The organism is bacterium (assembly GCA_040753085.1).
GTDB lineage: Bacteria > UBA9089 > JASEGY01 > JASEGY01 > JASEGY01 > JASEGY01.
Genome location: JBFMHI010000058.1, coordinates 1 through 14945 on the forward strand (window position 1 = coordinate 1; position 14945 = coordinate 14945).

Below are 14945 nucleotides of genomic sequence, written 5' to 3' on the forward strand. Positions count from 1 at the left end.
AACTGACAATTCCCTGGGCTGGACTTTAACCAGCAAGTCATACAGTATACACGGCATACGGACGGTGGTGTAGAAAACAAATAACAAGTAGAAGTAAATTGCTTTCTACACCACCGTCCCCCATTACCCAGTAAAGTGAACCATCCCATAAAATCTAAATTTTTTATTACTTTGTTACCCTACCACCTTCCAACATCCTATTAATTCTATCTCTTAATAGAGGTTATTTCTTATGTCTGAATTGAAGACTCCGTCCCCTATGATACGATTTCTGCCGATATCAGCGGCAACACATGGCCAGAGTGATGACCAGTTTTGCGGCCGGCCTGTTTGTCGGAGGAGATGATTTTGGATCTGCCCGGAGACAACCTGGACATGGAGCGGTTCTTCCGCCAACCCAAAGGCCACGAGCGCCGCATTCACAGTGTCGTTTACTATATTACCTATTCATACCTTAAGGCATCAACTGGATCGAATGATGAAGCACGGAGTGCCGGATATAGACCAGAAAGAATACCCACCAAGATGGAGATAAGAATAGATAGGACTATAAACTCTGGAGCTAACAATTTGGGTTGATGATTCAACACCTCGATAGCCAATGTCGCTCCAATCCCTAAAAAGCAACCAATGAGGCATCCCATTAGGCTAAGCACTACACTCTCGGTCAAAAATTGAAAGAAGATATCTCTATTGCTTGCCCCTAAAGATGTTCTGATTCCAATCTCCCTTGTCCTTTCGACTACTGAAGAAACCATTATATTCATAATACCTATTCCTCCCACCAATAGAGATATAGCGGCAGCAATAATGGCAAGCCAACCCACAGTCCCCAAAATTTGATTGGCTACTTCAATATGTTGTTGCATCGTCTCATGGTCATATTGAAATCTCTCCTTATGCCTTTGTTTCAAGAGATTCTTAATCTGTGTGGCCGCCTCTTCTACCTTTGATGGGAAGACTGCCTCAGCCATAAGATCATTTATCTTTTTTGAGTTGAATTGATGGAAAAGAACAGATATAGGGATGATGATTCTATTGTTTTCACTATTGGCCCCAAGAATAGTAGATAGAAGAGGTGTTTCCTTGGGCTGAAGCACTCCCACAACCCTAAACCTTCCTAAGTCTCTTATCGTTTCTCCAATATGGAGTATCTCTTTACCCAAAGGATCTATTCCTTGAAATAATTTCTTGCTAATATCTGTTCCTATTACACAAACCCTCTGTTTGGTTTCACAGTCATTTTTATTTAAGAAGCGACCAGAGAGTAAGTAATCACGTGAATATGAAAACTAACACCAACGGTTACAGTGGTTTAGGTGAAACAGCCTCAGTTAACAAACAGTCAGCATATTATACCAACATTAAACTATAGTCTGCCTGATTAGACTACCTCTATCAAGATTTAGTAGCCTCGAATAAGTACTCAGGCTCACATAACATCTTGATTGGCAATCTGTTCTGGTAGATTTGAGTTTTCATATTCACGTTAATCGCTATTTATCTCGTTGTAATCAGGGGTAGTGGCTATCCACTGGGCCTTAGAATATTCTCCACGATAACGGGCCCAAGCCATCAGATCACCACATAAAGGAGCAACTCTCTTGACCTTATCGCATTCCTTAACAATAGCTTCTAAGTCGTCATAATTAATGGCTGCCTCAAGTCTTTCAGCTCCCTCTCCAGGAGGTCTATCTCCCCAGCTACGCCATACCCTTAAGGAAGAAAGACCGAATGATTCTAATTCTTTCACAATGGCCTTTTTGCCACTCATTCCTGTAGAGCCTACTATAACCACTGCTGATACTCCAATGATTATTCCTAATAAAGTTAAAGCCGTTCGTAATTTATTAGCCCCTAAACTTCTGAAGGCAATCCTTATGTTCACTAATAAGTTCATCTTACACCCCTACTGTCTTTCCGTCCTTCAATCTGATTATTCGAGAGGCAAATCGACTGTTCTCTTCATTGTGGGTAGCCATCAAGATGGTTCTTCCATCCTGATTCAATCTACTCAAGGTTTCCATTACCTCTTTAGCTGCAGAGCTATCTAAATTGCCTGTTGGTTCATCGGCCAGGATAATAGATGGATTATTGACTAACGCCCTGGCAATGGCTCCCCTTTGTTGCTCACCCCCTGAAAGTTGATTCGGGTGATGATCTGCCCGATTGGCTAACCCAACCATTGAAAGGGCTGAGTTAACCCGTTTTCTACGCTCATTACTTAGACATCTAGAATAGATTAGTGGAACTTCAACATTCTCCTGTAGACTCATCCTCGGTAAGAGATTGAAAGACTGAAAGATAAAACCTATCTTCCTTGAACGAATCTTAGAGAGTTCCAAATCGGACAATTTACTAACATCAGTTTCTTCTAACCGATAGCTTCCTGAAGTAGGCCTTGTAAGGCAGCCAATAACATAGAGTAGGGTCGATTTACCAGACCCCGAGGCTCCCATAATTGCTACAAAACTACCTTCTTCTATTAATAAAGAGATATCATCTATGGCTGTTATTTCTATTGAATTCATCTGATAGACTTTCTTAATGCTAAAAAGCTCAATAATCATTCTTTGACCACCTTATCTCCAGGCTTTATTTTGTATCCTTCAGTAATGATTATCTCATCACCGGCGTTCAATCCAGAGATAATCTCTATTGACTCAAAGTTAGAGAGGCCTGTTTTAATCTCTCTTCTAAAAGCCACGCCATCTTGATAAAGAAAGACATAACTTTTGTTGTTTTCGCGAATGATTCCCTTCACCGGTAGACAGAGAACATCTTCTTTATCGGAAATGATAAAATTGATATCTACCTGCATACCAATCTTAAGAAGTGGAATATCTTGAGTCAATTTAACTATAGCCTCAACTATGGTAGAATTATTCTTTCTTTTGGCAGAAGGGGCAATCCAAATGACCCTACCTGAAAGTTCTTTATCGGGGAGAACTTCTGCCGCTACAAAAACCCTCTGTCCTACCTTTACCTTAAGGGCATCTATTTCATCCACCTCAACCTTTATCTGGAGTCTGTTGGTGTCGGCAATAGTAAGTAGAGGTTCTCCAGGATGAACTGTTTGTCCATTTTCTACCTCCTTAGACATTACTGTTCCTTCCTGAACTGAGCGGCAAGAGAGTTTATCAAAGAGTATTTTGGCGAATTTAAGTTCTTCTTCAGCTTGTTTCTGTTGAACTACAGCCTTGTCATATTGTCTTTGGTCTGTATCCAACTGGAGTTTTGAAACTGCGTCAGCCCGATAAAGTTCTTTAGTGTTTTCAAGTTGTTGTCTACTACTTTCCACCTCAATTATGGCCAAAGATAGGTTATTTTTCGCCTGGAGCAGTTTATTCTCGGTTTCATCAATATCAAATTTAATCAATTCCTGATGCCTTTTAACCATATCCCCTTCTTTAACCAATATATCTTTAATCATGCCCGTGATATTAGCCCTGAGTGTAGTCACTTGTGCTGACTCCACTCGACCTACTCCAGATATTATAGTAGTGATTCTACCTCTTTTTACCTGAACAGTCTTTACTTTTGGATCCTCAGAACAAGAATGAAAAATATTCTGCCAAAACCACCAACCAATTGCACAAAGGATGAGAAACACTATTAAACTTAAAGTAAAACTTAAAGTAATTTTCTTATAACTCATCTTTACCTACCGCTTTCTGTAATCTTGCTTTGGCTATCTGCCAGTCTATTAAAGCCCCTATGTATTTAGTAGATGTTTTCTTCAAAGTAAGCTGACAGTCAGCTACCTCATTGATAGTAATCATCCCTAATTTATACTGGAGTTGAGCTATCTTTAGATTTTCCTCGGCCAAAGAGACATTCTCCTTCATTATCTGAATTCTCTTTTTAGCTGACTCAAGAGAATTCCAAGCTTCCCTTACTTCCTTTTTGACCTCTTGTTTTATTCTTTGGGACGGTTCATAACCGTCCAATTTTCTGTGAAACCTTGCGGGTCCTTCGTATCTTCCTCAATAATTCGGGGCAACCTACTCGGGTTACACGAGATCAGAAACCCGTTTTTTCGGGACGGTTCAAAATAGTCCATTTTCTTGTGAAACTTTAGGCGCGGTTAACCTTCCGCAGAAGTAGGGTGGGCATTACCCACCAATCTGTTCGCCATCTACGCCTTTTTGGTGGGCGGTGCCCACCCTACCTCTCAGCCGCAAGCTTTCACAGTAAAGTGAACCATCCCGTTTTTTCGGAAAAAACGGGTTTCTAATTTAGCCGCAAGCTTTCACAATAAGGTGAACCATCCCTCATCTCTCCATTCTCATCTCTCAACTCTCCACTCTCATCATTTTACTCAGCCGAGCTGAGAACAATTGCGCCGGCGGCTAAGCCAAAAGCCAAAAACTGAAAGAGGTTTTTCTCCTGCCAGAAATGGACATCCAACTCCTCTATCTTCTCTACCTGCTCCTTCATAGTCTGAGCTTGCTTGGCCACCAGGGCCTCCTTTTCATAAAGCTCTTTGGCCAACTGGTCTGATTTTGACCTCAGTTCTCCCACCTGGACATAAAGCTTATTCAACTCTTGTTCTTTATCCCTCAACTGTCTCTCGACTAATCCATACTCCTCCTCACAACTATCCAGTCCTAATTTAAGGTTTTCTATATCTTCCGTCAGTCTGGCTATTTCAGCCTCTTTCTCAGCTACCACGGCTTCCTTTTCTTTAAGGATAGCCTCATTGGTTGACTCACAAGCCAGCAGGCTGGCCTTTAACTCATCAAGCACAGACTGTTTAATAGTAACCATCTTTTCCCCCACGGGAATAGCCACCGTATTGCCCGGATATATCCAGTGAGGATTTTTGATATAGGTATTGCCGTCATACTTCCACAATTTCCGCCAGGCATAAGGATTGCCCATGTGGGTTTTAGCTATGTCCCACAGGGTATCTCCTTTCTTGATGGTATAGACCATGTCGTTAGCCCATAATCCTGTCCCAAGGGGAGTGGTAATAAGACTTAGGGCTATGATTAAAGCTGCGATTGATTTTAGAATTCGCCGTTTTTCCATATTGGCGCCTCCCTTCTTAAAGATGGGCGCTGTTCATCGTTTCGGCCACTGGATAGGCTCAAGGCTGAAGTCCAATCATCTGTTCCCCACCTTTGTCCCTAAAAGCCTTCTGCCTTCAGCCTAAAAGCCTTCAGCCTAAAAGCCTTCAGCCTATCTTCCCGAGTAGTTACAATTTATCTCTAAAGGTGATTTCTCTGACAATATGAGAGCTATCTTAAGGAGCAGTTTATTCGAGACTCTGTTACCTCTCTGTCTTCAATCTTTGTGAGCCCGCTTGAGACAAGCTTGGTCTCTTTGAAATAGGGAGAGTTGTTTAGGGCCTGGAGTAGATCGGCCACATCTGAATCCCTCAAGCTCTGGGTTGATAAATTAAGCCTGTCTCCTTTAAGGGATAATTCAGTCAGCCAGACCTTATCCGGAATTATCCGGTTTAGTTCCTTTAGAATCTCTAAGGAGGATACGCTACTTCCTTTAAGGCCTTCCGCTAAGGCCAGTTTTCTTTTCAGAAGTCGAACCTTGTTCACCTCTTCCTCAATTGCTACAAGCCTCTGATTTATCTGTTCAACCCTTGATTCTTTCCCTTTTAGATCAAAGGTGATAATGGCCAGAATAAAGAGGAGGACTAAAGGGACTAAGGCCGGGGAGGCCATTAGGATTTTCTTTGGCGGAATCCATGGATTGGATTTCTTTTTTGGAAGAAGGTTGATGGCCCTTTTATCCACTCCAAAGAGGGCTAGACCAAATGCAGGAAGAAAGCGGTAACCAGGAAAAGAGAGAGCCGAGTGATCAAATTTTGCCTTCTGAAGCGGGTTTATGATCTGAACAGGCAAATTCAGTTCCTCCTCCATCTTATCGACTAAATTTGCCATCTCTGCACCTCCACCACTCAAAAGGACTCTTTTGACTTCAACTCCTGGATGTTTCTTCTCGAAGGCACGAAATGAATAGTCAATCTCCTCAGTCAAATCTGTCAACCATCTATGACTAACCTTACCTAACCGGGATAGATTATCATCTCTTGCCTCATTGGCCTTTACAAGACCACGCCTCTTCTTCAACTCTTCCGCCTCCTTAAAGTCTATCCCAAAGACCTCTTTGATCTTCTGAGTAAGTGAATCACTGCTCTTACCAATACATCTTGAGAAGAGGAATCGGCTGCCTTTAGTAATGATAAGCTCTGTCCTCCTGCTCCCTATTTCGATAAGGGCTGCTGCCTCCTCAGGAGGTGGATTGAACTGGTATGCCTTGAAGATAGCCAGGGGGGTAAGACTAACGATTGAGGGCAGAAGGCCTGCCATCTCTATGATAGAAAGATAGCTTTCCAGGGCTTCCCTCTTGCAGGCGGCCACAAGAAGATCTGATCTTTTCTCCTCACTTTTGATGCTCTGCCAGTCATAGTGAATCTTATCTAAGGGAAGTTGAAGGTAGTCTCCAATATTGAGTTCAACGATCTTCTTGACCTTCTTCTTATCTTTGGTGGGAAGGCTTACTGATTTAATCACTCCCCAGTATCCTGGAATACCAAGGACTACTCTCTTTGATCTAAGGCCGCACTCTTTGAAAAGCTCACAGATGGTCTCAGCAATAATTTTTTTATTGTCCTCTATCCCTGGATCAAGAGGATAGGAATATTTTTTCATCCCTTTCTTCTTAAGATAGACTCCGGAAGAAGATATCTTTAATTGAACGACCTTAATAGAAGAGGTGCCAATATCTAAGCCAATAATGGATTTTCTTAGCATTAGAGTGTTTTCCAATATAGAATTGAGATCTTAGGAGGTCTGCCCTGGTAGGGTAGATCCCGTCTGACCACGGCCCTTATCCTTACTATGGTATTATGTAAGGTAGCCATTGAGTCTATGGTGAAAGTGTGAGAATGGGTAGCCATTAGGTCTAAATTTAATCGTTTTAAGCGCTTTAGGTCTATAACGGGAAGGGCCATAAGATCAGGAAGAGAATTGAATGGGGATTCCTCTCTTCGTTGGAGGATTAATTTTACGACCCCCGGATCAAACCCTAAGGCCCCTAAGACCTCCTCGCCAGCCGTATTGATATTTATTCGGCCCGGGGCTATCTTGCTCCCTTTAACGGTAACCCGATCAATTAGTTGAATTAATCTATTCTTATTCATCCAGTCAACTTCAAGTAGGTCGGTGAGGTGACGGTAAGGGCGGTGTTTGATGATATCATCAGCCTCCTTATAGGTTATTCTCAATTTGGTCTTTAACTCCTCCCTTACGGCCTGGTTAAGATTGATCTTTGTTTTATCCTTCTCATCAAATGAATAAACGGTAATAAGGTCTTTTATCCCTAAGAATGTCTTCATATTCATTCCCTTAAGTGAAGACACCTCATCTATTGACTTGAAGATGCCTCTTTCCTTTCTATAATTGATGATGACTTCTACCTGGTCTTCTTTAATCTCAGGCAAGAAAAAAAGCATTACCTTAAATGTCTTCTTATCTTCTTCCTCCTGAAGAGGAAGGTTTATATTAAGCTTACTTTCTTCATCAATGACCTGGACATTGTATTCTCCTTCACCAAATAGGATACCTTCATAGGCCTCCTCGTTGGTAGACCACTTCTCATTAAGGGCATCATACTTATTGTTGTCTTTTCTTAACTCCAGGATGGCTTGGTTAATACCCGCCTCGGCGATATAGTAAGCTTTTAATCTCTCTGTTTGATTCCTGGTGATCTTTAACTGGAGCCTTATGAAGGAGGCGAAACTCAGGACAGTGACAGTCAGGATGACTGATATCCAGAGGACAAGGATTAGAGATACTCCATCTTCTCTCTTTCTTTTCATTGGCCATTTGCCTGGGAAGCAGGTATCCAGACACTACTCCGTAGGATTCTACTGTCATTGAGTCTAATCTTTATCCTTACCCCCCCTGGTAAAAGTTTATCTGAATCCCAGGATTTCTGCCAGGCTCTTCCATTGTGATACTCAAAAGAAAGGCCGGCTATATTGGTGGCCAGGGTAAGATTTTCTGCCTCCTCACGGGATATCTTTAACTCTCCTTCTTCAATGAAATATTTTACCCTGACCGGGCTGCTTTCTTTATCAAGATTAAAAGAGGTTGCAAAGCTTATCTCAGATGGTCTCCCAATAAAGGTAACCTTTGGGGGTTTTGGACTGGATGGGTCGCTGAGATCGAGTGGAGGAAGAAGAGAAGCCCGAAGATCATTTGTAATCAGATCAAGGGCAAATTTTGTTTCATAGAGAGTCTCTATTGCCTCTTCCCCCTTATGCCAGGCTTCCATCCCCGCCCTATAGGTAGAATAAACGCTGGTGACGACCAGGACCAGAACGGTGGTAGCCACTATCATCTCAATCAGGGTGAAGCCTTTTTGATCATTTCCCATTTACCTAAATATACCATTCCAGATATTGAGTGTCAATCAAGAAAATTAAAATATGTCTCCTTACCAACAAATACCTTGAATTTACTATAGCTCCTTCCGATTATTCCCTCAAGGAAAATGAAGGGGGACCCCGGGAACCGCTTGACAGGGATGGGTTAAATGTGATATATTAGAGACAATCAATTGATTAGGAGGGCCTTGTTCATCGTTTGGGCCAATAGCGAACCTTCCCGAAAGCTTGAAGCTTTCGGGAAGGTAAGATTGCAAGTCTAACTGGCCGAAACGATGAACAACGCCATTAGGAAAAAAAGAATGGCTCTGTCTAAGCGTGAGAAGATGAGTCTCTACTTGATGGTTGTGGTCATTATTATCTATTTGATCTATACCTATGCCCTTTATCCTACCCTGAGGCAAAGAGAGCTTGTCCAGGAGGAACTCCTGATCAAGAAGGCAAGGCTCAGGAATGAAGAGGCTCTTCTTAAAAATAAGGCCCGTTTGGAGAAGAATTATAATAGATGGGGGTTGGCCTTGAAGGAGGAAAAAGAAATTTCGGCTCTCTTGAGAGATCTCTCCCGGATGGCTGGAATGACAGGGGTAAGAATCACCCAGATAAACTCAACCCCTTCCGAAAAGCAGGGGGGCTTCTTAGGAATGAACCTCGAGGCAGATATGAATGGATTAGCAAGACTTCTGTCCAAACTAAAGACTTCCCACTATCTATTAGGGGTTGAATCTCTCCAGATAAGACCAAAGCAGGATAACCCTATAAGACTGGATATTCACTTGATACTTTCTATACCCAGCCTTAAGTTGGAAGGAGATCAATAAAAATGATAATAAAGAACGGGCTGAGGGTAGGTCTTTTGGCTATGATTCTTCTCCTTATCCTGACCCTGCCCAACTCCCTCTGTTTGGCCGGTTTCACAGATCCACTGGTCAGTTTTGACTTTAAGGATGCGGATATAAAGGATGTCTTGCGGGCCATAGCTGCTCAGACCAAAGCTAACATTGTTGCCGATCCTACAGTCCAGGGAAGAATTACCATCCACTTAAAAGACGTCCCCTTTGAGGAGGCCCTAAAGACCCTCCTTGAGGTCAACGGCCTTACCTATGAAAAGAGGGACAATATATACTGGGTAACCAAACCGGCGATGAAAGAGGCTTCTCGGGGAGAATCTTTCCTTGTCGAGATAACTGGAGACAGACTCACTCTCGACGTCCGGAATATGGACATTCAGCAACTTCTACGCCTAATTTCAGAAAAGAGTGGTATCAATATCATTGCCGATAAAACAATCACTGGAATGGTTACTGTTCACCTTACTGATGTTCCTCTGGAGACCGGTCTTAAGGCCTTCCTGAATGCCTATGGTCTTACTCTGACTAAGTCGGAAGGGATATACCTGGTTGTTTCGGCTGAAAAGAGAACGCCTATGCTCATTTCCCTCTCAGATGGACTCCTCTCTTTGGATGTCAAGGATGAGGAATCGGCTGAGGTGATCCGAAGGGTCGTCACTCTGGGCAGAAAGAACCTGGCCATATTTGGTCAATTAAAAGATAAGGTCAATCTCACCTTTTCCAACCTGCCCCTGGATGAAGGTCTAAAGCTCATCCTCCAGGGAACAAGGTACACCTTTAAGAAGACAGGGGATATCTATTTAGTGGGTGATCCGACTCTGACCTCACCAGAGGCGGCTGTTCTGACCGAAGAAAGGTTAATTAAGCTAAGACATATCGAGGCCAAGGATCTACCTCCACTCCTTCCCCCGACCATCCCGGCGGCCAATCTTAAGGTTATCAAGGATCAAAATGCTATCTTCATTAAAGGAACTTCCGAGCTGATCGACCAGGCAGAGGCCTTCATCAGACTTATTGATATGAGACCGGAAGGAATAACCTTCGAAGATGACCTGCTTTCAGTGGATGTTAAAGACGCGGAGCTATCTCAAGTAGTGTTATGGATTGCCAGGCTGAGCAAGATCAATCTCACGGTTCTCAGCCCTTTACAGGAGAAGATAACTACTCACTTCAAGAATTTAAAACTCGATGAAGGATTGAGGTTGATCTTTAAAGGGACAAAGTTCACTTACCGGCGAATCGATGGGACCTACTTTGTGGGTGACCCATCTCTAACCTCACCAGCGGCGGCTGTTCTGACCGAAGAAAGATTAATTAAGCTAAGACATATCAAGGCCAGGGATGTCCCCCCGCTCCTTCCTTCCACTATCCCCGCAGACAATCTTAAGGTCATCGAGGACCAGAATGCCCTCCTTATTAAGGGAACTTCCGAATTGATCAACCGGGCAGAGGAAGTCATTGCCAGGCTCGATCAAAAGTCGGCGCAGATAATGATCGAAGCCCTGGTCGTTGAATTTACTAGGAAGGAGGGAAAGGAATTTGGCCTTGAGGGAACCTATTCCAGGGAGGGACGTGAGGTGAGCATAAAACCGGGTTCGTTTACCTTCAAGACCGTCGACACCCTCCCTGAAAACTTCTCCGTTTCCCTTCAAGCCCTGATCAGTGAGGGCAAGGCCAGGGTCAGGGCCAATCCCAGAATTGCTGCCTTAAATGGGAAGGAAGCGACCATTAAAGTAGGCTGGATTCGTTACTTCAAGATCACCCAGTTCACCGGTACTCCTCCTATCCCTTATACCACCTTACAGACAGTAGATGCAGGAATCACCCTCAAGATTATCCCCTGGGTTAACGCCTCAGGGGAGATCATCACCGAACTCCATCCAGAGATAAGTGATGCCACCGGCACCGGACCGGATGGCCTGCCGGAGATCAGTCGTCGCAGTGTAGATACAACAATTAGGGTCAGAGATGGTCAGACAATTATTATTGGGGGCCTGATCCAGAATACAGAGTCAGAGGTAGTGGAACGAACCCCTATCCTGAGCAAGATACCTCTTTTGGGAAAACTCTTTAAAAAGACCAAGAAAGGTCTCACTGAATCAGAGCTGGTGATCTATTTAACCCCGCATCTTTTAGTAGATACCAAGGAGATTCACCATGACCAGGATTAAAAGATACGGAATATTGGGGGTTTTCTTCTTTGTTTTTCTCTTGATGGGATCGGGCCTCATCCTCTATTTTGCAAGACAACCACGGATCGGAGGGGAGCAGGTCACCCAGAAACCTACCACCCAAAGTCTATTGTCTCCAACCTCCAACTATTCAACTGATACCGAACTCCCGACCTTTAGGGATCTTTTCAAACCGACATCTCAGAAAGAGCCGGACAGTAAACCCGTAATGTCGAATAATCAACCACTTCTTCATTCAGACTCCTCCCTTCTCCTGGTGGGTGTTCTCTCCAGTAACCCTCCTCTGGCCATCTTAGAAGACCCCTCAACCAAAGCCAGCTACATCGTTAAAAAGGGTGATATGGTTAATGAAGAGGAGGTCGTGACGATAAAGGAAAACTCAGTAATTATGCGAAAGAATGAGAAAAGGGTTATTTTAAGACTCTGGAACGAGTGAGGTGGTCCATGGTTACAAGAAAACCCCTGGGGGAAATCTTGAAGAGTGAGAAAATGATCTCGGATATCCAGCTTAAGGAAGCCCTGAAAGAAAGCAAAAAGAGGAATCTTCCTATCGGCGAGACCCTTCTCCAACTCGGTCTGATTACCGAGGAAGGACTCCTCTCTGCCCTGAGCAATCAACTCGGCATACCCTGTATTAAGATATCCGATGATATTCTCGACCCTTCCCTTATAAACCAGATTCCGGCCAGGCTCGTCTATGATCACAAATTCTTCCCCATAAAGCAGAGCAATAACACCATTACCTTAGCCACTTCTGATCCGCTGGACATTTATATCCTGGATAATATCCGATTGATCCTCGGTAAAGAGGTGGAATGGGCCATCGCCAGCGAACAGGACATCACCTCAGCCATCAAGCGCTACTATGGACTTGGGGCGGAGACAGTTGAAGGAATGATGGGGGCAAGAGATGAGACCTTAGAGGTAATAAGATCTGAAGAGGAGCCGACAGAGCTTGAGGATATGGCTAAAGATGTCTCAATCATCAAATTTGTCAACCAGATCATCCTTGAAGCCCACCGGATGAGGGCTACTGACATCCATATTGAGCCTTATGAAAAGGAGTTGAGGATAAGATATCGAATCGATGGCGTCCTTCATGAGATTTCGACTCATCAGTCTATCAAGTTATTTCAGCCGGCTATTGTCTCCAGGATAAAGATAATGGCTGATCTCAACATCGCCGAGCACCGCCTCCCCCAGGATGGCCGGATGAAACTCCGAATAAAGGGAGAGGAATTAGATATAAGGGTCTCTACCCTACCGACCCCCTCGGGTGAAAGCGTGGTTCTCAGGCTTTTAACCAGGGCAAGCATCCTCTTTGGCCTGGAGCATTTGGGTATGCAGCCCTATACCCTGAGGCGGTTTGATTCCATGATAAAGAGACCTCACGGTATTATCCTGGTCACCGGTCCCACCGGAAGCGGCAAGACAACCACCCTTTATGCCGCCATAAGCAAGATCAATACCATCAATGACAATATCATTACGATCGAAGATCCGATTGAGTATCGCCTGCCAGGAATAAACCAGATCCAGATTAAGCCAAAGATAGGTTTTTCCTTTGCCACTGGATTAAGACATATCCTGCGTCATGACCCCGACATCATTATGGTCGGTGAGATTCGTGACTTAGAGACAGCCGAGATCGCCATTCAGGCGTCTCTTACTGGACACTTAGTCTTCTCCACCCTCCACACCAATGACGCTGCCGGGGCCGTTACCCGTCTTATTGATATGGGCATAGAACCATATCTTATTGCCTCATCTGTGGAGGGGATACTGGCCCAGCGGCTTGTGCGAGTGATCTGTCCGGAATGTAAAGAACCTTACCTTCCTGATCCAGTGTCCCTTGAAGAAACTCAACCGGGAAAGGCCCTCTACCGGGGGAAAGGCTGTAAGCAATGCTTGAGTACAGGCTACTATGGCCGGACAGGGATATTTGAGTTCCTTTTGATAGACGATGAGATAAGGAAACTTATCTTATCACGAACACCAACAAAGATCATCAAGGAGCAGGCCAGGAATCTTGGGATGAAAACCCTGCGGGAAGATGGCTGGGAAAAGGTCGCTCAAGGCAGAACGACCATCGAGGAGGTCCTGCGGGTAACAGAGGTAGAGGTAGATGTGGAATGAATAGCTTCACCTATAATGCCTTGACTAAAGAGGGCCGGGAGATAAAAGGAGTCCTTACTGCTCAGACCAGGCAGGAGGCCCTCGGTAAGCTTCAGCGAGAGGGATACATTGTGGTCGATATTGAAGGAGACCGGAGGTCTACCCCTTTACCCCCGAGGATCAATAAAGGCAAAGTCACCCTTCTTATTCGCCAACTCTCAAGCCTTATGGAAGGGGGCCTTCCCCTTTATAAGGGCCTTACCATCCTGGCCAATCAATATAAGGATGAAGGGATAAAGTCCATAATTGAGCAGATAAAAGAAGCAGTAAGGAAGGGATCTCACCTTTCAGACGCCCTCTCAAATCATAAGACCATCTTTCCGGGACTCCTCATTGGTATGGTCAAGGCAGGCGAGGCAAGCGGACAATTGGAGGAGGCCCTGAGTAGATTTGCTGTCTATGCCGAACGTGAAGAGGACTTGAAGAATAAGGTTAAGACAATAATGATCTATCCTATCCTCATATCAGTAATGACCCTGGCCAGCATCTTCTTTATCTTGACTTTTGTCATCCCCAGGATGGTCATCATCTATGAGGCGCTTGAACAGATCTTGCCTTTGCCAACCCGCCTGCTCATCCTGGCAAGTAGCCTCTTGGGTAAGTTCTGGTGGATAGGTTTAATCTTTATTCTCCTCCTCATTATTAGCCTGAAGGCCTGCCTCAAGACAAGAAATGGAAGAAGAACCTTTGATCGGCTTAAGCTAAGGATTCCATTAGTGGGAGAGATACTCAATAAGTTCTTGATCTCCAGGCTTGCCTTAACCTTAGGTACACTCATCCGTAGTGGTGTGCCTGTCTTAGAGGCTATTTCCATAACCAGGGAGACAATAGGAAATGAATATGTCTCATCCGGGTTGGACAATCTGCGCCAGGGGGTCAAGGAAGGCAAAGGAATAGCCGAGCAATTGACGGGGGAACCTCTCTTCTCCGACCAACTGACCCAGATGGTGGCCTGCGGTGAAGAATCCGGGAACTTAGAAGAGATGCTCATCAGGTCTTCTAATATCTACGAACGAGAAGCAGAGAATTCCCTGAAGAGGCTTATGATTCTCCTTGAGCCGGCTATGATCATCATGATGGTTCTTGTAGTTGGATTTGTGGTCGTGGCTATGTTACTACCCTTGTGCTCGTTAAAGTTCGGTGAATGGTGATGATTCGTGGTTAACTGCTACCCAGGCATCCGGTAATCGGGGCATCGTTTCAAATCGCTACTTGAGAAGGGAGAGATCGGTTTACACTTTTTGTTCTCCAACCGGAACACAAAAAAGTCCCAAACTGGCTTTCAGAGCGGGAAAAGGCTGTTTATGTTTGCTGCAC

At 44.3% G+C, this 14945-nt stretch carries 14 protein-coding genes and 1 pseudogene; 5 read left to right on the forward strand and 10 right to left on the reverse strand.

Annotation, left to right across the window (positions count from 1 at the left end; genetic code table 11):
- Positions 1 to 443: 443 nt before the first annotated feature.
- From AB1797_07590 to AB1797_07635, 10 genes and pseudogenes are all read right to left on the reverse strand, one after another.
- A complete protein-coding gene (locus AB1797_07590) occupies positions 444 to 869 on the reverse strand; it encodes an FtsX-like permease family protein (protein MEW5767478.1) in 426 nt (141 codons plus the stop codon).
- A gap of 60 nt (positions 870 to 929) precedes the next feature.
- A pseudogene (locus AB1797_07595) lies at positions 930 to 1259 on the reverse strand (ABC transporter permease).
- Between the two features lie 230 nt (positions 1260 to 1489).
- A complete protein-coding gene (locus AB1797_07600; protein ID MEW5767479.1) occupies positions 1490 to 1900 on the reverse strand; it encodes an ABC transporter permease in 411 nt (136 codons plus the stop codon).
- Between the two features lies 1 nt (position 1901).
- Positions 1902 to 2570, reverse strand: coding sequence for an ABC transporter ATP-binding protein (locus AB1797_07605; GenBank protein MEW5767480.1), 669 nt, complete (start codon positions 2568 to 2570; stop codon positions 1902 to 1904).
- Positions 2567 to 3658, reverse strand: a complete 1092-nt coding sequence (locus AB1797_07610) for an efflux RND transporter periplasmic adaptor subunit (protein ID MEW5767481.1) — start codon at positions 3656 to 3658, stop codon at positions 2567 to 2569. Before AB1797_07610 ends, AB1797_07605 begins: the two co-directional genes overlap by 4 nt.
- Positions 3648 to 3950, reverse strand: coding sequence for a TolC family protein (locus AB1797_07615; protein ID MEW5767482.1), 303 nt, complete (start codon positions 3948 to 3950; stop codon positions 3648 to 3650). Before AB1797_07615 ends, AB1797_07610 begins: the two co-directional genes overlap by 11 nt.
- Before the next feature lie 367 nt (positions 3951 to 4317).
- On the reverse strand, positions 4318 to 5034 hold the full coding sequence (locus tag AB1797_07620; GenBank protein MEW5767483.1) for a LysM peptidoglycan-binding domain-containing protein: 717 nt from the start codon (positions 5032 to 5034) through the stop codon (positions 4318 to 4320).
- A 209-nt stretch (positions 5035 to 5243) separates the two neighbouring features.
- A complete protein-coding gene (gene pilM / locus AB1797_07625) occupies positions 5244 to 6776 on the reverse strand; it encodes a type IV pilus assembly protein PilM (protein ID MEW5767484.1) in 1533 nt (510 codons plus the stop codon).
- Positions 6776 to 7843 carry a helix-hairpin-helix domain-containing protein gene (locus AB1797_07630; protein ID MEW5767485.1) on the reverse strand — a complete coding sequence of 356 codons (1068 nt, stop codon included), beginning with the start codon at positions 7841 to 7843 and terminating at the stop codon, positions 6776 to 6778. The genes pilM and AB1797_07630 overlap by 1 nt, the downstream gene beginning before the upstream one ends.
- Positions 7840 to 8403 carry a type II secretion system protein GspJ gene (locus AB1797_07635; protein MEW5767486.1) on the reverse strand — a complete coding sequence of 188 codons (564 nt, stop codon included), beginning with the start codon at positions 8401 to 8403 and terminating at the stop codon, positions 7840 to 7842. The genes AB1797_07630 and AB1797_07635 overlap by 4 nt, the downstream gene beginning before the upstream one ends.
- A 312-nt stretch (positions 8404 to 8715) precedes the next feature.
- Here AB1797_07635 and AB1797_07640 point away from each other — a divergent pair, with 312 nt between their 5' ends.
- The 5 genes from AB1797_07640 to AB1797_07660 are packed head-to-tail and all read left to right on the forward strand — an operon-like array spanning position 8716 to position 14779.
- Positions 8716 to 9231 carry a hypothetical protein gene (locus tag AB1797_07640; protein MEW5767487.1) on the forward strand — a complete coding sequence of 172 codons (516 nt, stop codon included), beginning with the start codon at positions 8716 to 8718 and terminating at the stop codon, positions 9229 to 9231.
- A gap of 2 nt (positions 9232 to 9233) precedes the next feature.
- Complete coding sequence (locus tag AB1797_07645; GenBank protein ID MEW5767488.1) at positions 9234 to 11432, forward strand: secretin and TonB N-terminal domain-containing protein; 2199 nt, start codon at positions 9234 to 9236, stop codon at positions 11430 to 11432.
- A complete protein-coding gene (locus tag AB1797_07650) occupies positions 11419 to 11889 on the forward strand; it encodes a hypothetical protein (protein ID MEW5767489.1) in 471 nt (156 codons plus the stop codon). The genes AB1797_07645 and AB1797_07650 overlap by 14 nt, the downstream gene beginning before the upstream one ends.
- A gap of 8 nt (positions 11890 to 11897) precedes the next feature.
- Positions 11898 to 13589, forward strand: a complete 1692-nt coding sequence (gspE, locus tag AB1797_07655) for a type II secretion system ATPase GspE (protein MEW5767490.1) — start codon at positions 11898 to 11900, stop codon at positions 13587 to 13589.
- On the forward strand, positions 13586 to 14779 hold the full coding sequence (locus AB1797_07660) for a type II secretion system F family protein (protein ID MEW5767491.1): 1194 nt from the start codon (positions 13586 to 13588) through the stop codon (positions 14777 to 14779). The genes gspE and AB1797_07660 overlap by 4 nt, the downstream gene beginning before the upstream one ends.
- The last annotated feature ends 166 nt before the right edge of the window (positions 14780 to 14945 follow it).

Coding starts and splice junctions, on each gene's coding strand:
- AB1797_07590 (MEW5767478.1), bottom strand. CDS start 869: ATGCAACAACATATTGAAGTAGCCAATCAAATTTTGGGGACTGTGGGT.
- AB1797_07600 (MEW5767479.1), bottom strand. CDS start 1,900: ATGAACTTATTAGTGAACATAAGGATTGCCTTCAGAAGTTTAGGGGCT.
- AB1797_07605 (MEW5767480.1), bottom strand. CDS start 2,570: ATGATTATTGAGCTTTTTAGCATTAAGAAAGTCTATCAGATGAATTCA.
- AB1797_07610 (MEW5767481.1), bottom strand. CDS start 3,658: ATGAGTTATAAGAAAATTACTTTAAGTTTTACTTTAAGTTTAATAGTG.
- AB1797_07620 (MEW5767483.1), bottom strand. CDS start 5,034: ATGGAAAAACGGCGAATTCTAAAATCAATCGCAGCTTTAATCATAGCC.
- pilM (MEW5767484.1), bottom strand. CDS start 6,776: ATGCTAAGAAAATCCATTATTGGCTTAGATATTGGCACCTCTTCTATT.
- AB1797_07630 (MEW5767485.1), bottom strand. CDS start 7,843: ATGAAAAGAAAGAGAGAAGATGGAGTATCTCTAATCCTTGTCCTCTGG.
- AB1797_07635 (MEW5767486.1), bottom strand. CDS start 8,403: ATGGGAAATGATCAAAAAGGCTTCACCCTGATTGAGATGATAGTGGCT.
- AB1797_07640 (MEW5767487.1), top strand. CDS start 8,716: ATGGCTCTGTCTAAGCGTGAGAAGATGAGTCTCTACTTGATGGTTGTG.
- AB1797_07645 (MEW5767488.1), top strand. CDS start 9,234: ATGATAATAAAGAACGGGCTGAGGGTAGGTCTTTTGGCTATGATTCTT.
- AB1797_07650 (MEW5767489.1), top strand. CDS start 11,419: ATGACCAGGATTAAAAGATACGGAATATTGGGGGTTTTCTTCTTTGTT.
- gspE (MEW5767490.1), top strand. CDS start 11,898: ATGGTTACAAGAAAACCCCTGGGGGAAATCTTGAAGAGTGAGAAAATG.
- AB1797_07660 (MEW5767491.1), top strand. CDS start 13,586: ATGAATAGCTTCACCTATAATGCCTTGACTAAAGAGGGCCGGGAGATA.